The sequence below is a fragment of the Bacillus sp. FSL K6-2431 genome, assembly GCF_038005165.1.
Classification (GTDB): domain Bacteria; phylum Bacillota; class Bacilli; order Bacillales; family Bacillaceae; genus Bacillus; species Bacillus pumilus.
Window position 1 is genome coordinate 1510018 of record NZ_JBBOSQ010000001.1, and the last position, 20375, is coordinate 1530392.

19 protein-coding genes, 2 tRNA genes, 3 rRNA genes and 1 pseudogene are annotated in these 20375 nt (G+C 44.0%); 8 read left to right on the forward strand and 17 right to left on the reverse strand.

Annotated features, from left to right (window positions below; all coding sequences use genetic code 11):
• Positions 1-8: 8 nt before the first annotated feature.
• The 5 genes from rrf to MHH40_RS07540 all read right to left on the reverse strand — a co-directional run bounded on the left by rrf (position 9) and on the right by MHH40_RS07540 (position 5189).
• A 5S ribosomal RNA gene (gene rrf, locus MHH40_RS07520) occupies positions 9-124 on the reverse strand.
• A gap of 61 nt (positions 125-185) precedes the next feature.
• Positions 186-3116, reverse strand: a 23S ribosomal RNA gene (locus MHH40_RS07525).
• A gap of 182 nt (positions 3117-3298) precedes the next feature.
• A 16S ribosomal RNA gene (locus MHH40_RS07530) occupies positions 3299-4847 on the reverse strand.
• The 16S, 23S and 5S rRNA genes sit together here with 2 tRNA genes alongside, the layout of an rRNA operon.
• 180 nt (positions 4848-5027) lie before the next feature.
• Positions 5028-5101 (reverse strand) — tRNA-Gly (locus MHH40_RS07535).
• A gap of 11 nt (positions 5102-5112) precedes the next feature.
• A tRNA-Arg gene (locus tag MHH40_RS07540) sits at positions 5113-5189 on the reverse strand.
• A 369-nt stretch (positions 5190-5558) separates the two neighbouring features.
• On the opposite strand from MHH40_RS07540, the gene gltP reads away from it, so the two are divergent.
• Positions 5559-6809 (forward strand): glutamate-aspartate/proton symporter GltP, encoded by a 1251-nt coding sequence (gene gltP / locus MHH40_RS07545; protein WP_034620243.1) that lies wholly within the window; start codon positions 5559-5561, stop codon positions 6807-6809.
• Between the two features lie 192 nt (positions 6810-7001).
• Here the strand turns inward: gltP and MHH40_RS07550 are convergent, their stop codons facing one another.
• Both MHH40_RS07550 and MHH40_RS07555 read right to left on the reverse strand, forming a co-directional pair.
• Positions 7002-8021: a S66 family peptidase gene (locus MHH40_RS07550; RefSeq protein WP_212046654.1), complete on the reverse strand. Its 1020-nt coding sequence runs from the start codon at positions 8019-8021 to the stop codon at positions 7002-7004.
• A gap of 72 nt (positions 8022-8093) precedes the next feature.
• Positions 8094-8969 carry a DMT family transporter gene (locus MHH40_RS07555; protein WP_340900876.1) on the reverse strand — a complete coding sequence of 292 codons (876 nt, stop codon included), beginning with the start codon at positions 8967-8969 and terminating at the stop codon, positions 8094-8096.
• A 293-nt stretch (positions 8970-9262) separates the two neighbouring features.
• Here MHH40_RS07555 and MHH40_RS07560 point away from each other — a divergent pair, with 293 nt between their 5' ends.
• Both MHH40_RS07560 and MHH40_RS07565 read left to right on the forward strand, forming a co-directional pair.
• Positions 9263-9988, forward strand: coding sequence for an AzlC family ABC transporter permease (locus MHH40_RS07560; RefSeq protein ID WP_003214127.1), 726 nt, complete (start codon positions 9263-9265; stop codon positions 9986-9988).
• Positions 9985-10305 (forward strand): AzlD domain-containing protein, encoded by a 321-nt coding sequence (locus MHH40_RS07565; RefSeq protein ID WP_106030211.1) that lies wholly within the window; start codon positions 9985-9987, stop codon positions 10303-10305. Before MHH40_RS07560 ends, MHH40_RS07565 begins: the two co-directional genes overlap by 4 nt.
• A gap of 36 nt (positions 10306-10341) precedes the next feature.
• Here MHH40_RS07565 and MHH40_RS07570 read toward each other — a convergent pair.
• The 3 genes and pseudogenes from MHH40_RS07570 to MHH40_RS07580 form a co-directional block, all read right to left on the reverse strand.
• A pseudogene (locus MHH40_RS07570) lies at positions 10342-11005 on the reverse strand (O-methyltransferase).
• A 148-nt stretch (positions 11006-11153) separates the two neighbouring features.
• Entirely contained in the window at positions 11154-11339 is a 186-nt protein-coding gene (locus MHH40_RS07575) for a CsbD family protein (RefSeq protein ID WP_003213978.1), read from the reverse strand.
• Positions 11340-11482: 143 nt separating this feature from the next.
• The gene (locus tag MHH40_RS07580) at positions 11483-12481 is read right to left on the reverse strand and encodes an aldo/keto reductase family protein (protein WP_340900877.1); all 999 of its coding nucleotides are present in this window, start codon (positions 12479-12481) and stop codon (positions 11483-11485) included.
• A gap of 142 nt (positions 12482-12623) precedes the next feature.
• Between MHH40_RS07580 and MHH40_RS07585 the strand changes: the two genes are divergently transcribed.
• Positions 12624-13517: a LysR substrate-binding domain-containing protein gene (locus tag MHH40_RS07585; RefSeq protein WP_034620209.1), complete on the forward strand. Its 894-nt coding sequence runs from the start codon at positions 12624-12626 to the stop codon at positions 13515-13517.
• Between the two features lie 122 nt (positions 13518-13639).
• Complete coding sequence (locus MHH40_RS07590) at positions 13640-14191, forward strand: GNAT family N-acetyltransferase (protein WP_212046656.1); 552 nt, start codon at positions 13640-13642, stop codon at positions 14189-14191.
• A 4-nt stretch (positions 14192-14195) separates the two neighbouring features.
• On the opposite strand, the gene MHH40_RS07595 is transcribed toward MHH40_RS07590, so the two are convergent.
• Positions 14196-14783, reverse strand: coding sequence for a LysE family transporter (locus MHH40_RS07595; protein ID WP_106051461.1), 588 nt, complete (start codon positions 14781-14783; stop codon positions 14196-14198).
• Between the two features lie 111 nt (positions 14784-14894).
• On the opposite strand from MHH40_RS07595, the gene MHH40_RS07600 reads away from it, so the two are divergent.
• Positions 14895-15458 (forward strand): helix-turn-helix domain-containing protein, encoded by a 564-nt coding sequence (locus MHH40_RS07600; protein ID WP_340900878.1) that lies wholly within the window; start codon positions 14895-14897, stop codon positions 15456-15458.
• Between the two features lie 33 nt (positions 15459-15491).
• On the opposite strand, the gene MHH40_RS07605 is transcribed toward MHH40_RS07600, so the two are convergent.
• The 5 genes from MHH40_RS07605 to MHH40_RS07625 all read right to left on the reverse strand — a co-directional run bounded on the left by MHH40_RS07605 (position 15492) and on the right by MHH40_RS07625 (position 18935).
• Positions 15492-15785 carry a hypothetical protein gene (locus MHH40_RS07605; protein WP_003214005.1) on the reverse strand — a complete coding sequence of 98 codons (294 nt, stop codon included), beginning with the start codon at positions 15783-15785 and terminating at the stop codon, positions 15492-15494.
• Between the two features lie 348 nt (positions 15786-16133).
• Complete coding sequence (locus MHH40_RS07610) at positions 16134-17186, reverse strand: LLM class flavin-dependent oxidoreductase (RefSeq protein ID WP_050945655.1); 1053 nt, start codon at positions 17184-17186, stop codon at positions 16134-16136.
• A gap of 17 nt (positions 17187-17203) precedes the next feature.
• Positions 17204-17827: a nitroreductase family protein gene (locus MHH40_RS07615; protein ID WP_050945654.1), complete on the reverse strand. Its 624-nt coding sequence runs from the start codon at positions 17825-17827 to the stop codon at positions 17204-17206.
• Entirely contained in the window at positions 17811-18284 is a 474-nt protein-coding gene (locus tag MHH40_RS07620) for a MarR family winged helix-turn-helix transcriptional regulator (protein WP_003213943.1), read from the reverse strand. Before MHH40_RS07620 ends, MHH40_RS07615 begins: the two co-directional genes overlap by 17 nt.
• Positions 18285-18392: 108 nt before the next feature.
• A complete protein-coding gene (locus tag MHH40_RS07625; protein ID WP_003214351.1) occupies positions 18393-18935 on the reverse strand; it encodes a dihydrofolate reductase family protein in 543 nt (180 codons plus the stop codon).
• Positions 18936-19128: 193 nt separating this feature from the next.
• Here MHH40_RS07625 and MHH40_RS07630 point away from each other — a divergent pair, with 193 nt between their 5' ends.
• On the forward strand, positions 19129-19524 hold the full coding sequence (locus tag MHH40_RS07630) for a VOC family protein (protein WP_003214262.1): 396 nt from the start codon (positions 19129-19131) through the stop codon (positions 19522-19524).
• Positions 19521-20060, forward strand: coding sequence for a GNAT family N-acetyltransferase (locus MHH40_RS07635; protein WP_106030203.1), 540 nt, complete (start codon positions 19521-19523; stop codon positions 20058-20060). Before MHH40_RS07630 ends, MHH40_RS07635 begins: the two co-directional genes overlap by 4 nt.
• Here MHH40_RS07635 and MHH40_RS07640 read toward each other — a convergent pair.
• On the reverse strand, positions 20057-20326 hold the full coding sequence (locus tag MHH40_RS07640) for a YesK-like family protein (protein WP_050945652.1): 270 nt from the start codon (positions 20324-20326) through the stop codon (positions 20057-20059). The genes MHH40_RS07635 and MHH40_RS07640 overlap by 4 nt on opposite strands.
• Between the last annotated feature and the right edge of the window lie 49 nt (positions 20327-20375).

A 20375-nucleotide genomic window follows, 5' to 3' on the forward strand; every position in this document is an offset into this window, starting at 1 on the left:
TATAACAAGCTTGGCGGCGTCCTACTCTCACAGGGGGAGACCCCCAACTACCATCGGCGCTGAAGAGCTTAACTTCCGTGTTCGGTATGGGAACGGGTGTGACCTCTTCGCTATCGCCACCAAACCTGATGGAGAGAATGTTCTCTCAAAACTAGATAACAATGTTCAAGCTTCACATTAGAATATAGGTTAAGTCCTCGATCTATTAGTATCTGTCAGCTCCACGTGTCACCACGCTTCCACCTCAGACCTATCAACCTGATCATCTTTCAGGGATCTTACTTCCTTGCGGAATGGGAAATCTCATCTTGAGGGGGGCTTCATGCTTAGATGCTTTCAGCACTTATCCCGTCCGCACATAGCTACCCAGCGATGCCCTTGGCAGAACAACTGGTACACCAGCGGTGCGTCCATCCCGGTCCTCTCGTACTAAGGACAGCTCCTCTCAAATTTCCTGCGCCCGCGACGGATAGGGACCGAACTGTCTCACGACGTTCTGAACCCAGCTCGCGTACCGCTTTAATGGGCGAACAGCCCAACCCTTGGGACCGACTACAGCCCCAGGATGCGATGAGCCGACATCGAGGTGCCAAACCTCCCCGTCGATGTGGACTCTTGGGGGAGATAAGCCTGTTATCCCCGGGGTAGCTTTTATCCGTTGAGCGATGGCCCTTCCATGCGGAACCACCGGATCACTAAGCCCGACTTTCGTCCCTGCTCGACTTGTAGGTCTCGCAGTCAAGCTCCCTTGTGCCTTTACACTCTGCGAATGATTTCCAACCATTCTGAGGGAACCTTTGGGCGCCTCCGTTACATTTTAGGAGGCGACCGCCCCAGTCAAACTGCCCACCTGACACTGTCTCCCTGCCCGATAAGGGCAGCGGGTTAGAAGGTCAATACAGCCAGGGTAGTATCCCACCGATGCCTCCACCGAAGCTAGCGCTCCGGTTTCCAAGGCTCCTACCTATCCTGTACAAGCTGTACCAACATTCAATATCAGGCTGCAGTAAAGCTCCACGGGGTCTTTCCGTCCTGTCGCGGGTAACCTGCATCTTCACAGGTACTATAATTTCACCGAGTCTCTCGTTGAGACAGTGCCCAGATCGTTGCGCCTTTCGTGCGGGTCGGAACTTACCCGACAAGGAATTTCGCTACCTTAGGACCGTTATAGTTACGGCCGCCGTTTACTGGGGCTTCAATTCGCACCTTCGCTTACGCTAAGCGCTCCTCTTAACCTTCCAGCACCGGGCAGGCGTCAGCCCCTATACTTCGCCTTACGGCTTCGCAGAGACCTGTGTTTTTGCTAAACAGTCGCCTGGGCCTATTCACTGCGGCTTCTCGGGGCTTTAACACCCTAAGAAGCACCCCTTCTCCCGAAGTTACGGGGTCATTTTGCCGAGTTCCTTAACGAGAGTTCTCTCGATCACCTTAGGATTCTCTCCTCGCCTACCTGTGTCGGTTTGCGGTACGGGCACCTCTCACCTCGCTAGAGGCTTTTCTTGGCAGTGTGGAATCAGGAACTTCGCTACTAAATTTCGCTCGCCATCACAGCTCAGCCTTTACGGGAAACGGATTTGCCTATTTCCCAGCCTAACTGCTTGGACGCGGATATCCAATACCGCGCTTACCCTATCCTCCTGCGTCCCCCCATTGCTCAAATGGTGAGGAGGTGGTACAGGAATATCAACCTGTTGTCCATCGCCTACGCCTTTCGGCCTCGGCTTAGGTCCCGACTAACCCTGAGCGGACGAGCCTTCCTCAGGAAACCTTAGGCATTCGGTGGACGGGATTCTCACCCGTCTTTCGCTACTCATACCGGCATTCTCACTTCTAAGCGCTCCACCAGTCCTTCCGGTCTGACTTCACAGCACTTAGAACGCTCTCCTACCACTGTTCGTAAGAACAGTCCGCAGCTTCGGTGATACGTTTAGCCCCGGTACATTTTCGGCGCAGAGTCACTCGACCAGTGAGCTATTACGCACTCTTTAAATGGTGGCTGCTTCTAAGCCAACATCCTGGTTGTCTAAGCAACTCCACATCCTTTTCCACTTAACGTATACTTTGGGACCTTAGCTGGCGGTCTGGGCTGTTTCCCTTTCGACTACGGATCTTATCACTCGCAGTCTGACTCCCAAGGATAAGTCATCGGCATTCGGAGTTTGACTGAATTCGGTAACCCGGTAGGGGCCCCTAGTCCAATCAGTGCTCTACCTCCGAGACTCTTACCTTGAGGCTAGCCCTAAAGCTATTTCGGAGAGAACCAGCTATCTCCAGGTTCGATTGGCATTTCACCCCTACCCACACCTCATCCCCGCACTTTTCAACGTGCGTGGGTTCGGGCCTCCATTCAGTGTTACCTGAACTTCACCCTGGACATGGGTAGATCACCTGGTTTCGGGTCTACGACCACGTACTCATGCGCCCTATTCAGACTCGCTTTCGCTGCGGCTCCGCATCTTCTGCTTAACCTTGCACGGGATCGTAACTCGCCGGTTCATTCTACAAAAGGCACGCCATCACCCTTTAACGGGCTCTGACTACTTGTAGGCACACGGTTTCAGGATCTATTTCACTCCCCTTCCGGGGTGCTTTTCACCTTTCCCTCACGGTACTGGTTCACTATCGGTCACTAGGGAGTATTTAGCCTTGGGAGATGGTCCTCCCGGATTCCGACGGAATTTCACGTGTTCCGCCGTACTCAGGATCCACTCTGGAGAGAACAACATTTCAGTTACAGGGCTGTTACCTTCTTTGGCGGGCCTTTCCAGACCTCTTCGCTTATATCGTTCCTTTGTAACTCCGTATAGAGTGTCCTACAACCCCAAGAGGCAAGCCTCTTGGTTTGGGCTGTTCCCGTTTCGCTCGCCGCTACTCAGGGAATCGCATTTGCTTTCTCTTCCTCCGGGTACTTAGATGTTTCAGTTCCCCGGGTATGCCTTCTCATACTCTATGTATTCAAGTATGGATACTACTCCATTACGAGCAGTGGGTTTCCCCATTCGGAAATCTCCGGATCAAAGCTTGCTTACAGCTCCCCGAAGCATATCGGTGTTCGTCCCGTCCTTCATCGGCTCCTAGTGCCAAGGCATCCACCGTGCGCCCTTTCTAACTTAACCATTTCTTACTTTAGAAAGAATCACTATGTGTGATGAACTTTGCATTGCATTCAATGTGAATGTATTACTTATTGTTATCTAGTTTTCAAAGAACAATCCTGTCTCGCTAGAGACATGTCTTGAAGGAATGATCCTTCAAAACTAAACAAGACGAAAACGCACACTGCTCCATATATCCTTAGAAAGGAGGTGATCCAGCCGCACCTTCCGATACGGCTACCTTGTTACGACTTCACCCCAATCATCTGCCCCACCTTCGGCGGCTGGCTCCATAAAGGTTACCTCACCGACTTCGGGTGTTGCAAACTCTCGTGGTGTGACGGGCGGTGTGTACAAGGCCCGGGAACGTATTCACCGCGGCATGCTGATCCGCGATTACTAGCGATTCCAGCTTCACGCAGTCGAGTTGCAGACTGCGATCCGAACTGAGAACAGATTTATGGGATTGGCTAAACCTTGCGGTCTCGCAGCCCTTTGTTCTGTCCATTGTAGCACGTGTGTAGCCCAGGTCATAAGGGGCATGATGATTTGACGTCATCCCCACCTTCCTCCGGTTTGTCACCGGCAGTCACCTTAGAGTGCCCAACTAAATGCTGGCAACTAAGATCAAGGGTTGCGCTCGTTGCGGGACTTAACCCAACATCTCACGACACGAGCTGACGACAACCATGCACCACCTGTCACTCTGTCCCCGAAGGGAAAGCCCTATCTCTAGGGTTGTCAGAGGATGTCAAGACCTGGTAAGGTTCTTCGCGTTGCTTCGAATTAAACCACATGCTCCACCGCTTGTGCGGGCCCCCGTCAATTCCTTTGAGTTTCAGTCTTGCGACCGTACTCCCCAGGCGGAGTGCTTAATGCGTTAGCTGCAGCACTAAGGGGCGGAAACCCCCTAACACTTAGCACTCATCGTTTACGGCGTGGACTACCAGGGTATCTAATCCTGTTCGCTCCCCACGCTTTCGCTCCTCAGCGTCAGTTACAGACCAGAGAGTCGCCTTCGCCACTGGTGTTCCTCCACATCTCTACGCATTTCACCGCTACACGTGGAATTCCACTCTCCTCTTCTGCACTCAAGTTTCCCAGTTTCCAATGACCCTCCCCGGTTGAGCCGGGGGCTTTCACATCAGACTTAAGAAACCGCCTGCGAGCCCTTTACGCCCAATAATTCCGGACAACGCTTGCCACCTACGTATTACCGCGGCTGCTGGCACGTAGTTAGCCGTGGCTTTCTGGTTAGGTACCGTCAAGGTGCGAGCAGTTACTCTCGCACTTGTTCTTCCCTAACAACAGAGCTTTACGATCCGAAAACCTTCATCACTCACGCGGCGTTGCTCCGTCAGACTTTCGTCCATTGCGGAAGATTCCCTACTGCTGCCTCCCGTAGGAGTCTGGGCCGTGTCTCAGTCCCAGTGTGGCCGATCACCCTCTCAGGTCGGCTACGCATCGTCGCCTTGGTGAGCCATTACCCCACCAACTAGCTAATGCGCCGCGGGTCCATCTGTAAGTGACAGCCGAAACCGTCTTTCATCCTTGAACCATGCGGTTCAAGGAACTATCCGGTATTAGCTCCGGTTTCCCGGAGTTATCCCAGTCTTACAGGCAGGTTACCCACGTGTTACTCACCCGTCCGCCGCTAACATCCGGGAGCAAGCTCCCTTCTGTCCGCTCGACTTGCATGTATTAGGCACGCCGCCAGCGTTCGTCCTGAGCCAGGATCAAACTCTCCGAGGTATGCAGGATGCATATCACACATGCGTTGCTACACGATGTAGCGAACTTAGCATGTGATCATTTCCTGCCTCGTCAGCGTTTGACTGACTACCTATGATATAACATAGGATTTTTTATAAAAACTCGAATTAACAGGTACGTTTTGTCTTGTTTAGTTTTCAAAGATCATATTTCAAAAAATGGAGCGGGTGATGAGAATCGAACTCACGACATCAGCTTGGAAGGCTGAGGTTTTACCACTAAACTACACCCGCGTGGTTTGTATTGGCGCGCCCGAGAGGAGTCGAACCCCTAACCTTTTGATCCGTAGTCAAACGCTCTATCCAATTGAGCTACGGGCGCTTAATCAGGCGACTTAATTATCTTAACATATCGTTTTTATCAAGTCAATATCTTTTTGAGATTTGTTTGTCGCATGTGTTTGAATGTCTTTGTTTCAAATACGTCATCAGCGACGAATAAAAATATACCATGGATCACATAAAAGGGTCAATACATTTTTCTAAAAAAGTTTCATGTTTTTTAAGAAGTCGTTTTTTCTTAGATAAATAGAAATGCAATAGCCCTATTTTCTTCCCTTTCTTCATAATTTCAATGATTCTCAAATAAAATCTTTCTAAATCCAAAGGAGGACAAAACATGGTCACATAGAATTTTTATTTATTGGAAAATTCTTAAAATTTTCCAAGCATTTAAAGGGGGTAGGAGATGATGAAAAAGTTCGTCGCTTTTCAAATCATGATCGCTTTGGTGATAGGAGCTCTTATCGGCCATTTCTTTCCTGACTTCGGGATGGCTCTCAGGCCAATTGGAGATGGATTCATCAGGTTGATTAAAATGATTGTTGTTCCTATCGTTTTCTCTACCATTGTTATTGGTGCAGCCGGCAGTGGTGGTATGAAGAAAATGGGAAGCCTAGGATTAAAGACGATCATTTGGTTTGAGGTCATCACAACCATCGTTCTAGGAATTGGTCTATTGCTGGCTAATGTTCTAAAGCCTGGCGTTGGCCTTGATTTCTCTAAATTAGCTAAGAAAGATATTGGTGAATTAGACGGCTATACGCAGAAAGTCGTCGACTTTAAACAAATGGTACTCGATATCATTCCAACGAATATCGTCGATGTCATGGCTCAAAATGATTTACTAGCTGTCATTTTCTTCGCCATATTATTTGGTGTAGCGGCAAGCGGTATCGGTAAGGCATCCGCTCCTGTTCTCAACTTCTTTGAATCAGTGGCACAAATTATGTTTAAGCTAACGCAGATGGTCATGGTGACAGCACCTATTGGAGTGCTTGCATTAATGGCTGCTTCTGTTGGTCAATATGGCATTGTGTTATTAATCCCGATGATGAAGCTTGTTGGGACTGTATTTTTAGGATTATTCATTATTCTCTTTGCTTTGTTCCCTCTGGTCGCACTGATCTTCCGTTTTAACTACTTCGAAGTTTTAAAAATGATTTGGGATTTGTTCTTGGTTGCCTTCTCTACTACAAGTACAGAAACCGTCCTTCCTCAGCTTATGTCACGAATGGAGAAATACGGCTGTCCGAAAAGAATTGTCTCCTTTGTCATTCCATCTGGTCTTTCTCTCAATTGTGATGGGTCCAGTTTATATTTATCGGTTTCCTGTGTGTTTCTTGCACAAGCGTTTGGTGTCGACATGAGTTTGTCTCAGCAGCTTTTGATGATGCTTGTTCTTGTGTTAACGAGTAAAGGGATTGCAGCGGTGCCATCCGGTTCACTCGTCGTCCTTTTGGCAACCGCCCATGCAGTAGGTCTTCCAGCAGAAGGCGTCGCCATTATCGCCGGTGTCGATCGAATTATGGATATGGCACGAACAGGTGTGAATGTTCCAGGTCATGCCGTTGCATGTATTGTCGTATCGAAATGGGAGAAAGTATTCCGCGAGTCTGCTTGGGAAGTTCCAAAAGCAGGTGAAGAAACAAAAGGAATGTAGTGTTATATGAAGGAAAGGGCTTCCCCTTTCCTTCAGCGTGTAGACAAACCCTCGCATTCGTTGTCAGTCCTGCGCTCCGGTGCTCACGAATGTCAAATTCGCTCCGCTCTGGTACTCGTCCTTCCTAGACTTCAAAGGTTTTCTATCACGCTGAAAAGAAAACAAAAGGAAAGGGCTTCCCCTTTCCTTTTCTTATGATAAAAATGCTTGCTTTAGGACTGCTTTGCCTTGAGGTTGCAGCTGCACTTCTGCATATGCGCCATTAATCAGCGTCATTTGCGGCGGGACATGCCCACAATCTATATCGTAAAAAATGGGGATTTGTAATTCCTTTTGTAATTCTTCATATACATCCTGATACTGATACCCTTCCACAGGCACATCTACTGCACTTCGCCCAAACATAATACCTGAACAATGGTCAAACCATCCTGCTAGTTTCAACTGAACAAGTGATCTCTTCACGCTTACAGCATTTAATTCACAGTTTTCAAAGTACCAGAGAATTGGTTCATCTTTTAAGAATGTTTTTTGAAAAGCTTTGACATCTCCAAAAGGCGTCCCAGCTAAGTGGCGTATGACATCAATACAGCCGCCCATTAGCCTCCCCTTTACCATCTTTTCTTGTCGATCAACCGTATGCCATGCGGTCGGTTCTGTTAAATGAAAAACATGTTCAATCGGATTGTCATACTGCCATTCCTTTTGATACATTGATGAAGAATATTGGCTGATGTCCATTTCCCCTTTTGTTGAAAGTACTTCTTCCCACATGACAGTCGTTTGATCAAGCTCTTCTCCCTGAAGATCTACTAGGTTCGGTCCATGCGCAGTGGCAATGCCTGTTTTTAAAGTTAACGCCAGCAGAAGCGCACTCGTATCCGAGTAACCAAGAATCCACTTTTTTTGCATCGATGAGAAATCAAGGTGCTCTAACACCTCCATCAGAAGCTGCCCTCCCCATGGCGGGATGATGTGATCAATCTCATCACAGGTCATCATGTACTGAAGCTCCTTTGCTCGTTCTACGGCAGGAGCTGATTTTGCCTTTTCCTGGTGCCATACCGTATCTCCACATATGACATCATAGCCTCTTTTTTTCATTCGCTCGCATGAGAGCTGAAACATGTCATGCAAAGATGGCTGTACACCTGAGGAAGGTGCTGTGACGCCAATTGTTTGTCCTTTTTGTAATTGTGGAAATTGTATCATCCTATTTCCCTCCATCCTCTCTCAATCTCTCATTTATAAAGAAGATGCCCCTATTACAAGGGACATCTTCTTTTATTCCTTTTGACGCAGCACAGTATAGACACCTGCAAAGATACATAGAATGCCAATGAATGAGCGTAATCCCATTTCTTCTCCCAAAAGCAGCCAGCCAAGAACGGCACCTACGATCGGTTGAAAGAAAAAGAACAAACCGCCGCTTGAGGCATCCATTAATTGAAGCCCTCTATTCCATAAAAAGAATGCTAGAGCTGTTGAGATGATGCCTAGATAAAGAATACCGCCCCAAATCTCCGGCCTTGCCATCTGTTCCACATCTAGGTGAGGTAAACGAAATAATACAGGCGGTGTTAAAACAATGAATGCAATGATGATCGCATATGTGGTTGTCACCACCTGAGGATACTTTCCTGGAACACGTTTGAGCAAAACAGACATCAGCGCCCATGTTAAAGCAGCGAAGACCAATGAAAGACCACCGACAAATTCATCTGTCTGTACTGCAACTGGTCCAATCATGAGCCATACACCTGCTGTAGCAAGCAGGATGGATGCGCACTTTCGAACAGTCATGGCTTCTTTTAATAGAAAGAAAGCAAACAGCACCATAAACGCAGGAGTTGCAGATGTAATAACAGCCCCCATTTGTGCAGAGGTATACATCGTCCCAATTTCTTGGGTCACGATTGAAAAGAAATTTCCGATCAGCCCAATCAACACCATAAGCGGGATATCTTTTTTATCTAATCGAAAGGAATAGCCCAAGCGCCAAATGGTGATCACCAACACGACTCCTGCTACAGCATATCTCATCCAGACGAGCTCAAGTGGCGGGACAACCGCTACTGTTACTTTGACAACAACGTACATGCCGCCCCAAATACTTGCTGCGATTGCTAGGTAAAGGGCGCCTATATATTTTTCATTCATCATTTTCCCTCCGTTATTGGATATTTTGAATACCATATCCACAAACGGAGATCACTCTCCGTTATGGACGGAGGGCATTTGGAACATCATGTTCAAACAAAGGTTTGCACAGCATTGTCGTCACTCCAATTTTTTTATTTTCTGATACTTTATAACATATTCTGGATGACTTCAATCCTTTTTACACCTTTTTTCTTTATATAATAGAAGATAAGGGGATATTGACATGCTAAATTCGTTTTCATATAGTAAGTAAAACTATAGGTCGTCACGCAGAAAAGGAGTAGAGGTCGTTGGATATTGAAGCTAGAAAACATATTCCCAGCACGGAACATGAACCATTTCTCGAGGGAATAAAAGATTGTGTGCCAACCCTGCTTGGTTATATGAGTATCGGGTTTGCCTTTGGAATTGTTGGAATTAGCGCACAGTTAAGCCTATGGGACATTGCGCTTCTAGCAATCTTTATTTACGCAGGTGCTTCACAGTTTATTATCTGTGCACTGCTTGTCACGGGAAGCCCCCTTTCCGCTATTATTCTCACTACATTTATTGTGAATCTGCGTCATTTATTACTAAGCCTGACGCTGGCTCCTCATTTTACACGCTACTCTTTAAAACAAAATATTGGATTCGGTCTATTGCTGACTGATGAATCCTTTGGCGTAGCCATGAATAAATTAGCTCAGCATGGAAAGCTGAATAACCGGTGGATGCACGGGCTGAACATAACGGCTTATTTGTGCTGGATTGCTGCCTGTATACTTGGCGGCATTTTTGGACACTGGATCTCAAATCCTGAAGCACTTGGTCTTGATTTTGCTCTTTCCGCTATGTTTGCTGCACTGCTGGTTCTTTCTTTGCAAACTGTGCCTAAAAGTAAATTAACCCATCGCCTGTCACTTGTTTTGTATATGGTCGTTGCGATGTTTGTCCTGCTTCATTTTGTTCCATCACACGTGGCTGTTCTGTTAGCCACCATAATTGTCGCAACCATTGGGGTGGTGACAGATAAATGATCAGCAGTTTTATGATGTGGCTCATTCTCGGCTGTATGATTGTCACTGTGATTCCAAGGGTCGTTCCCTTTATATTTGTACGAAGTATCGAGCTGCCTGAAGTGGTGCTCAAGTGGTTATCGTTTATTCCCATTTGTATCTTTACGGCTTTAATTGCAGAGCATTTGTTCATTCATACCACAACAGGTGTCACCATTCACTGGATGTACCTTGCTGTCTTGGTTCCGACCGTCGTGATCGCTGTTTGGACAAAGAGCTTATCACTTACTGTTCTTGTAGGCGTCCTGCTGATGGGGACTGCCAGATGGTTTTTTTAAAAGAAAAAGCTTAACCGCATGCGGTTAAGCTTTGTTTCATTTTACGATTCCGTATACAAATCCATCGTAACCCTTTTCACCAACAGTTTGAATGGCTGTAGCCTCTATTCTTGACTCTTGTTTGAGTAAATTGAAAAATTCACGAGTTCCTTGCACTCGTTCATCCCCATCAGAGTCATGAAGGACTGCTCCATTTCTCACGACATTGTCTGCAATAATGACTGTTCCCTTTTTTGAGAAGTGTAACGCCCACTTTAGATATTTCGGGTTGTTCGGTTTATCTGCATCAATGAAAATCAAATCGAATGGAAGTACATCCCTCTCTTTTAACTGAGATAGCGTATCCAATGCCTTTCCTTGCAAAATGCTCACCCGTTCCGATAAGCCCGCTCTACTAATGTTTTGCTGCGCAATCTGTACATGGTGGCTGACAGCCTCTAATGTGATGAGTTCTCCATCCTCTTCAAGAGCACGCGCCAACCAAATGGTACTGTATCCACCAAGTGTCCCGATCTCTAAAATACGCTTTGCATTCTTGGTTTTTGCTAATAAATAAAGCATTTTCCCTTGAGCTGGTGACACATCAATTTCTGGCAGGCCTGCTTGCTTATTATGAGTAAGAGCTTGACTCCAAAACATCATCTTTAGGAATCAACTTGTCTGTGATATACTCGTCAACTTTCTCCCACACTTGCTTCATCTCAACCATCTCCCTTGATCATGTCTTCTGTCTCAAGTCTACATGATGATAGCGAGCGCGTATAATCAATTCTTTTCACACATCTATTCATTTTATTGATGAAAGACATGTCATGATGGAGACATGAAGCAATGCCGTGTTTTCGGATTTACTGGTTCAGGTGATTTTTCAAATCCCCTTTTTTATCTTGAAGCTTTCCTTTGGCTTGATCCTTTTTCCCTTCTGCTTTCAGGTTTTGATGATCTGTTGCTTCGCCAAGCTTCTCTTTCAATTGACCTTTGGCTTGATTTGTTTTTCCTTTCGCTTTATCCATATGTCCTTTTTCTTCACTCATTTGTTCCACCTCCACGTTTGATACTATTCATTTAGCCTTTTTCACAGATACAAAACATCTGAGTGTGCGATCCAAGAAACTACAGCAACAAGAAAATCCAGCCAAGGTCGGCTGGATTAAAAATAATGATCTATAAGATAGACTTAAAAGCTATAACCTGTTTTACTCTGATCGTACTCAACAAGATCACCTAGAATTTCGTCAATCTGATTCATCATCTCAGTTTCAATTTTCACCTCAGATGCTAAAGCATTCTCCCTCACCTGTTCTGGACTAGATGCACCGATAATTGCTGCAGAAACGTTCTGATTTTGCAGTACCCATGCTATTGCAAGCTGAGCGAGAGTAAGATCAACCTCTTGTGCGATGGGCTTAAGCTTTTGGATCGCCTCTAAGGTATTATTATTCATCCAGCGTTGAGCAAGGTTTTTAAAAAAGGGTTTTCCAGCAGGTGAGTTAGCACGCGAATTAGTCGGAAGTGATTTTCCTGGGAGGTACTTTCCAGTAAGGATTCCCTGGGCCAAAGGCGACCATACTACCTGGCCAAGTCCTTCGCGCTGACAGGTCGGTATTACATCACTTTCAATGATTCTCCATAACATGGAGTATTGAGGTTGGCTGGCAATTAGGGGGACTTTTAGCTCTCGTGCAAGCGCTGCCCCTCGAGTAATTTGTTCTGCTGTCCACTCACTTACACCAATATAGTTCACTTTCCCCTGTCTTACTAAATCTGCGAAAGCTAACATCGTTTCTTCCAGAGGTGTAGTTGGATCAAACCTGTGTGCATAGTAAATATCAATATAATCCGTTTGTAAACGTCGCAAAGAGGCATGACAGTTTTCCAAAATATGCTTGCGTGATAATCCTCTATCGTTTTTCCCAGTACCGGTTGGATGACATACTTTTGTACATAGTTCAATGCTCTCCCGCCGGATCCCTTTTAAAGACCTGCCTAGTATCTCTTCAGCCTTGGTGTCTGAATAAACATCAGCAGTATCAAACGTCGTAATACCAACATCAAGAGCAGCTTTCACACAATCATGGGCAGTTTCTTCATTTATCTTACCACCATGATTAATCCAGTTTCCGTATGCAAGTTTACTAATTGTTAATCCACTATTTCCAAGTTTACTATACTCCATAATAATGCCCTCCTTTTGAAAGAATACTTTCATTATAAAAAGAGGCCGTTAATATGTATAATATATATATTTTATATAACTAAAAATATTTCCATTAAAAAAACACAATAAGCAATGTTGAAATGTATAGGGGGCATAAAAAATGGATCTGAGACAAATACGTTATTTTATCATGGTTGCTGAAGAACTAAATTTTAGCCGGGCAGCTGAACGTCTTAAAATGGCACAGCCTCCATTAAGTCAAGAAATTCGCAAATTAGAAGAAGAGTTAGGTGTTACGCTTTTTCATAGAACGAGAAGACAGGTTGAACTTTCAGATTCGGGGAGAGTATTTTTAGAAGAAGCCCGCCGTACGCTTCTTCAAGTAGATAGAACGATTAAAGCAACACAGCTTGCAGATGACGGAAGAATAGGTCATTTGACGATCGGCTTCGTTGATTCTACTGATATTGTGATTGATATTATTAAAAGGTTTCGAGAAAGTTTCCCTAACATCCATCTTGTCTTATGTGAAATGGCTACAGAACAGCAGTTAAAAGCACTATATAAGAAAGAAATTCAAATAGGATTTATTCGTTCTAACCAAAATAATAAGATACTTACCTCAGAAATTTGTTGTGAGGAATCATTAAGCTTGGTTTTGCCAGAAAATCATCCTTTAGCTTCATTTCCCAAAGTTCCAATTCATTTATTAGCCAATGAACCATTTATCATGTTTCCACGTCATCTAGGTGCAGCTTTTTATGATTTAATTATCAGCTACTTTTGGGAAAATAGCATAAGTTTAAACGTAGTTCAGGAAGCTATTCAAATGCATACGATTGTGAATTTAGTTGCTGCAGGAATGGGAATCTCTGTGGTTCCATCCTCAGTAGAAAGCGTAAAACGTTCAGGGGTTGTTTATAGAAAAATCCAAGAAACTACACCAAAAGTAAATTTATATGTTTCATGGAGACAAGATGAAACATCAACCGTCGCTGACCACTTTTTAACAGTTGTGAGAGAAGCCTATTTAAGTTCTCAGTCTAAATCATGAAAATCCAGCCAGGGTCAGCTGGATTAAAAAATAATGATCTATAAGACAGACTTAAAAGCTTTCACCTGCTATGTACACGTTTCAGGTATGATAGACATAATGGAAAGAAAGGTTGGTGTTCTATGATTATCTCTGAAAACATATTCACCGTTCGTGACTTGACCTATCGTATTCGGTCTGCTGCAATTGGCGATGCCAAGCAGTTATCAGCGCTCAGACTGAAAATTGATGGTGAAACAGAATATTTAGACCGTGAACCAGGCGAAGCCTTTCTTCATGAAAAAGATTTTGAGGTGTTGATTCAAGATGATACCAAAAAAAGCAGGCATTTATTTTTGGTCGCTGATATTGAAGGAGAAATTGTTGGTTTCTCCAGATGTGAGGGACATTCACTCAAGCGCTCTGCTCACAAAGTGACTTTTGGGGTCGCCATTCAAAAGGATGTTTGGGGCTATCACATTGGCAAAGAGCTTTTAGCCGCTTCTATTGACTGGGCTGACCAGCAAGGCATCCAGAAGATGTCACTTCAAGTGCTAGAAACGAACCAAAAAGCCATTCGGTTATATGAGCACCATGGCTTTCTGATTGAAGGGGTATTAAAAAATGATAAACGTCTGGCAGATGGACTTTATTACAATACTGTTGTGATGGGCAGGCAGCGGCCAAGCTTCTGACTACTTACATCACATAACCCCATACCATTGAAATCGCACTGTATATTAGAAGCAGCCCCATGACATACTGGAACGGTCTTTCATAAGCAGTCAAAAAGCGCTTATACAAAGAGCCAAATAGGCTCCAGCTAAATGTACCGAGAAATCCAATAAGTGCGAGAATCAGCGTCCATATGACATACTGCATATTCGATTGTCCATATGGCAAAACAAATGTTGAAATCACAGTCAATCCATACAAAATCGCTTTTGGGTTGATAAATTGCAGCATCATACCAGGGACAAAATGATTGTAACGATCAAGTGTTTCGTCATCCCCGCCTTTACTTTTCATGATTTTGACCGCTAAATAAATCATGTATGCAGCTCCGATGAACGCCATGACCCAGCCTATTTTCGGCATCACTTGATAAAGAATGATATTAAAGAAGCAACTCAAACACAAAATAACGAGAAATCCGATACCCACACCTAAACAAAATCGAAATGTTTGCTTGATCCCATATTTATTCGTAAAGACCATGGCCATGATGTTGTTTGGCCCTGGGGTAAAGCTGCTCACAAAAGCATAGATCAACATAGAAAGAATCATAGTTGCCGCCTCCCTTGTACGTTATTAAGACTTTAATTACTTTATTGCGTATGTTACGTTTTATTGTAACGTTCGGTCTTTATAAAGTAAATAGAGAAAGGAGTTTTTTTCATGGAAGATGTACAATCGATTATTTCTAAAAATGTGAGGCTTCTTAGAGACCAAAAGAAATTAAGCCTCGAAAAGATGGCAGAATTAACAGGTGTCAGCAAAACCATGATTGGACAAATTGAAAGAGGAGAATCAACCCCTACCATCACGACTTTATGGAAAATCGCCAACGGATTAAAGGTATCTTTTAGTGAGCTCATTCACGCACCACAGCCTGAAATCAAAGTAGTACGCAATGAAGATGCACAGATTTTAACGGAAGATGATGGGCGATATCGCGTATATACGACTTTTCCTTTTGATAACCGGGGGAAATTTGAAGTGTACCGAGTAGAAATTGATCCTGGCGGGTCGCTGCATGCAAATGAACACATTGGCGGGACAGAGGAATTGATTACCGTTTTTGAGGGAGCGCTTGATATATCCATTGGAAATGAGCAATACAGCTTAAATGCCGGCGACTCCATTCGTTTTAAAGCGGACCGTACGCATGCATATAAACAAACCGGTGAACAAATGGTCCGGCTGCAAATGATTCTTTATTATCCTCATGAAAAAAGCTGACGGGCTTGTCCACCTGTCAGCTTTGCATTTTATTTAATTAAATCCTGGATCGCGTACCACTGTTCCAGTAAATGTGACACTATATTTTCCTAATCCCAATTCTTTAATAGAGGTTTGTTTTAAAATACCGACCCAGCCATCCTCTGCATATACAATACTTTCTGGGATGTTTGATGTCGTATATGTTCTTGTTACTGAAACAGTTCGACTGGCCTGAGCCGTTATTTCACTGTTTGTTTGCTCCTTTGCTTCCACTGGAGCAGTTGTGACCCCAGCACCCGTTAAGACAATTGCTCCAACTAAAACAGAAGACATGACCTTTTTCATAAAAAAATCCCTCCCTTTTTTTGTAGAACATAATAACCATACCATAATTCAGTACTTATATAAGATATTTTTTCATTTTTTTGAAAATTATGATATGATTGTCTTATGTTGGATAGAGAGTGTTTTATACTTCTGTGCTTTTATCCTCATCTCATTCCGTCAAACAATTGTGAACGGAGGTGATTTCATGAAAAAATGGCTCATCTGTTTTCAACTTGTTTTTCTCTTCACCTTGACGACCACACCACTTGCTTCTGCTGCTTCATGCCCTACAGTGAAACCTTGTGTCATTGATCCTTAAGCATCAAAAAGGTCGATCAAGCCTATTCACTTGATCGACCTTTTTCGTTATGCTTGCTCTGCTTCCCAGCGGGCAACCTCTTCTCTTACTTTAGGAGCGACTTCTTTTCCAAATAGCTCAATGGCTTTTAATACTTGATCATGCGGCATTGAACCAACTGGTACATGAAGCATAAAACGCGTGATTCCTACATTTTTTCTTAGGTGAATCACTTTCTCTGCCACTGCATCTGAATCTCCTACATACAGCGCGCCTTCTAACGTTCTCGCTGCATCAAATGTAGAACGAGTATAAGGTCCCCAGCCTCGCTCTCTTGCTAACGTATTCATCACATGCTGTGTGGAAGGGAAGAATTGGTCTGCTGCCAGTTCTGTTTCTTCCGCAACAAATCCATGCGAATGTGACGCCACGGTTAATTTCTCTGGGTCATGTCCAGCGTGCACTGCCGCTTGCTTGTACAGCTGAACGAGCGGTGCGAACTGTCTAGGACTTCCGCCAATGATGGCAAGTACTAAAGGCAGTCCCAATAATCCAGCACGTACGACAGATTCACGGTTTCCTCCACTGCCGATCCAGATTGGAAGCGGATCTTGAACAGGTCTTGGATATACGCCGACATCTTGAATAGCTGGGCGATGCTTTCCGCTCCATGTGACACGCTCAGACTGCTGTAATTTGAGCAACAAATCAAGCTTTTCTTCAAATAATTCTTCATAGTCATCAAGGTCATAGCCAAAGAGCGGGAATGATTCAATAAATGAACCACGGCCTGCCATAATTTCTGCACGCCCGTTTGATAGTCCATCTAGCGTTGCAAAATCCTGAAAGACACGAACAGGATCTGCTGATGAAAGGACTGTCACTGCACTTGTCAGGCGGATATTCTTTGTTTGTGTTGCCGCAGCCGCTAAGACAACAGCGGGATTCGATGCTGCGAAATCCTCACGGTGATGCTCACCTACGCCAAATACATCAAGGCCGACTTGATCTGCTAAAATAATTTCTTCGACTACTTCTCGAATACGCTGTGCGTGACTGACTGTTTTTCCTGTTTGAAAATCAGGTGTTGTTTCTACAAATGTACTAATTCCTAGTTCCATGAGTGGAACCCCCTATCTTATAAGTATGTTACGAATTCAGAGACTGGCTTTCGGTAGCCTCTCGGTTGTCTGCTCTCTACTTTTTCTTTTCCTAGTGTGATCATTAACACGGGAACCAAATCCGACTCGATGTTGAGCACCTTTTTCATGACATCAGGGTCAAAGCCGATCATTGGGCACGTGTCCCAGCCCTTGTTTTTGGCGGCGAGCATAAACAGCATCGCAGATAATGAAGCATTGCGGATTGCCTCTTCTTTCTGAAAATCCGCTCCTCTCTGTTCATAAAAGCTCATCGTCTCTCTGACCATTTCTTCGTATTGCTGCGTGTTTAAAATGCCAAGCATTTTCAGACCTTCATAAATGTTCGCCGCTTGCTGATAAGCCTTTGGGTCTCCCAGTACAATGATCGCTGCTGAGGCGGAATGCACTTTATATTGTCCAAATGCAGCTTCTCTTACTTGTTCTTTAAGACCTTCTGTTTGGACGACGACATATTGTGTGTGCTGTAAGTTAAAAGCAGATGGTGCCATTTTGACCTCTTCAAAAATGCTGTTAAGCTCTTCTCTCGAAATCGAGATATTTGGCAAGAAATTTGATGCGGATCGTCTTTCACGTACCAATGTATCAAAGCTGAGAGTCATCTTGTTTCCCCTTTTCGTGAAGTTGTTTTGCACCTAAACCGACTTTTTTTAATAATTCAATGAGCTGTTCTTTTTCTTCTTTTTCAATAAAGGATAGGTTTTGTGAAATGACATCTGTGTGTTTAGGAAAAATGTCGTCAAACAATTGCTTTCCTTTTTCCGTCAGTAATACATGAAATACACGTTTATCAGAGGGCGCACATTGCCTTTTCACGAGCTCTTGTTTTTCTAGTTTGTTCACGACATATGTCATACTTCCACTTGGGATTGACAGGATGTCGCTGATTTTTTGGACGGGATGCGGTCCCTTACTATAGAGCAATTCAAGGATCTGAAAGTTTTCAAATCCGATATCATAACGTTCAATGTCTGTTTGGATATTTGTAAAAAGAGCTTGATAGGCTTTCATCCACACGCGGAATAGCCTTAAGTCTAATTCATGTTCATGCTGCACCATGGCAACTACTCCCTTTTTAAGAAATCCTAAAACTAGGATAAATTTATCCTAACACTAGGATATATGATTGTCAACGAGTTTGTTTCATAAAAAAAAGACCACCTCAAATCAGTGATCTTCTTCTTTTAAGACAAAATGCAATTCAGCTATCTGCTTGTATTGTTTGACTTCTTTTAATGAAAACCTGGATTCTATATCCGCTGGGGAAAACAGGGGAATGCCTCTCCCAATCATGACAGGAGCAATTTGAAGATAAAGCTCATCAACCAATCCTGCTTTTATGAAAAACTGAAGCAGTTCCCCGCCGCCGACAATCCAGATATGCTGACCTTCTTCATGTTTTAATTTTTTCATAAAAGATAAGATATCTTCACGAATGATATGGGTTCCTTTCAAACTGTCTTGTAAAGTACGTGACATGATATAACATGTCTTTCCTTCATAAGGAAACTCATCTGGTGACAGCTGTAGAACCTGCTCATATGTATTTCGCCCCATGATCAGCGTATCAACTGACGCATAAAAGTCATCATACCTCGTTTCTTCTTCGCCCTCTGTTCCTATTAACCAATCGAGCCTGTGATCCTCTCTCGCTAAATAGCCATCGATACTCATTGCCCCATAAAAAAGCAGCTTCCTTTTCTGACTCAATTCCATCACTCCCTTACCTTAAATGAGAACATATATTCTATTTTAATTGTATCAGAAAGGAAAGACAAAGTATACATGGATTTTTCATCATCCGTTTTCATGCCTTCAACACCGTGATTCACTAAGGTATCCTCTTCAAGTAATGATATAATAAAATCAGTTCAATCAATGATCATACTTGGAGGAGAAACTGATGATACGACGACTTGATCATATCGTGTTGACTGTACAACATATGGAGGACACCATTCGCTTTTATACAAACGTATTAGGAATGAAGGAAGAAACCTTTGGAGAAGGCCGTAAAGCGCTTCGTTTTGGTTTACAGAAGATCAATCTTCATGAAGCTGGTCATGAATATGAGCCGGCAGCGGCTCACCCACTTCCAGGCTCTAGTGATTTGTGCTTTATCACCGATTTAGATATGGACAGTTTGCTGCTGCACCTTCGCAAGCAAGTGGTTCCTATTGAAGAGGGGCCTGTCAGGCGCACAGGTACATTAGGTCCGGTTGAATCTGTTTATATCCGTGATCCTGATCTGAATTTAATTGAAATATCTCGATATATAGAGGAGGGTGATCCGTCATGACCCGCTTATTTTTGAGACCGATTGAAGAACAGGATTATCCGGGGATTCAAAGAGGATGCCAGCATGAAGAAACACTTTACATGACTGGCACACGAAAAACGTTCACACTAGAAGAAATTCGTTCAGCCTACACCCGATTTTTACAAGATGACAGCAGACGAGATTTCGCCATTTGTCTGTTAGACACGAAAGAAATGATTGGGGATGCGGCGATTGTGGATATTGATCCAATCAATCATACGGCAAGCTTCCGCATTGCGCTTCATGGACCAGAACATTTCCAAAAGGGCTATGGCACCGAAGCTGTCCGAATGGTTCAAGCATTCGCCTTTGAGACATTAGAACTCAATCGCCTTGAGCTCGAAGTCTTTTCCCACAATCCGAGAGCCTTCAGAAGCTATGAGAAAGCCGGATTTCAATATGAAGGAAAAAGGCGCCAAGCGCTTTATTTCAATGGTACCTACTCAGATGTGATCATCATGGGCATCCTTCGTGAAGAATACAATCAGATGAACAGTGGAGATGCCCCTGCTTAAGAAGGGACATCTTTTTTTAAAAATTGAATCGCTGTGACGATGATCAAACAAATCATGGAAGAGAGAACGATAGAGACGCTTGATATACTAAGCGCCATGCCTTCCCATCTGCCAATAAAGAAACTCGCTATCAATAAAACCAATCCAAATAGAATAAAGCATATAGGGAGGATCAGACCCGCATGACGGTTTCTGCCTTTTTTCCCTGCCCACCATGAGAGACACAATACAACGATTGTAAAAATAGCGGTTTGCAGCCAAAACATGTTGTTTCAACTCACTTTCTCTTTTTTTATTTTATGACGATGGAGGTAC

Coding starts and splice junctions, on each gene's coding strand:
- MHH40_RS07565 (WP_106030211.1), top strand. CDS start 9,985: ATGATCAGCAGTTTTATGATGTGGCTCATTCTCGGCTGTATGATTGTC.
- MHH40_RS07590 (WP_212046656.1), top strand. CDS start 13,640: ATGATTATCTCTGAAAACATATTCACCGTTCGTGACTTGACCTATCGT.
- MHH40_RS07635 (WP_106030203.1), top strand. CDS start 19,521: ATGACCCGCTTATTTTTGAGACCGATTGAAGAACAGGATTATCCGGGG.
- MHH40_RS07610 (WP_050945655.1), bottom strand. CDS start 17,186: ATGGAACTAGGAATTAGTACATTTGTAGAAACAACACCTGATTTTCAA.
- MHH40_RS07615 (WP_050945654.1), bottom strand. CDS start 17,827: ATGACTCTCAGCTTTGATACATTGGTACGTGAAAGACGATCCGCATCA.
- gltP (WP_034620243.1), top strand. CDS start 5,559: ATGAAAAAGTTCGTCGCTTTTCAAATCATGATCGCTTTGGTGATAGGA.
- MHH40_RS07550 (WP_212046654.1), bottom strand. CDS start 8,021: ATGATACAATTTCCACAATTACAAAAAGGACAAACAATTGGCGTCACA.
- MHH40_RS07585 (WP_034620209.1), top strand. CDS start 12,624: ATGGATCTGAGACAAATACGTTATTTTATCATGGTTGCTGAAGAACTA.
- MHH40_RS07620 (WP_003213943.1), bottom strand. CDS start 18,284: ATGGTGCAGCATGAACATGAATTAGACTTAAGGCTATTCCGCGTGTGG.
- MHH40_RS07595 (WP_106051461.1), bottom strand. CDS start 14,783: ATGATTCTTTCTATGTTGATCTATGCTTTTGTGAGCAGCTTTACCCCA.
- MHH40_RS07580 (WP_340900877.1), bottom strand. CDS start 12,481: ATGGAGTATAGTAAACTTGGAAATAGTGGATTAACAATTAGTAAACTT.
- MHH40_RS07605 (WP_003214005.1), bottom strand. CDS start 15,785: ATGAAAAAGGTCATGTCTTCTGTTTTAGTTGGAGCAATTGTCTTAACG.
- MHH40_RS07555 (WP_340900876.1), bottom strand. CDS start 8,969: ATGAATGAAAAATATATAGGCGCCCTTTACCTAGCAATCGCAGCAAGT.
- MHH40_RS07600 (WP_340900878.1), top strand. CDS start 14,895: ATGGAAGATGTACAATCGATTATTTCTAAAAATGTGAGGCTTCTTAGA.
- MHH40_RS07575 (WP_003213978.1), bottom strand. CDS start 11,339: ATGAGTGAAGAAAAAGGACATATGGATAAAGCGAAAGGAAAAACAAAT.
- MHH40_RS07640 (WP_050945652.1), bottom strand. CDS start 20,326: ATGTTTTGGCTGCAAACCGCTATTTTTACAATCGTTGTATTGTGTCTC.
- MHH40_RS07630 (WP_003214262.1), top strand. CDS start 19,129: ATGATACGACGACTTGATCATATCGTGTTGACTGTACAACATATGGAG.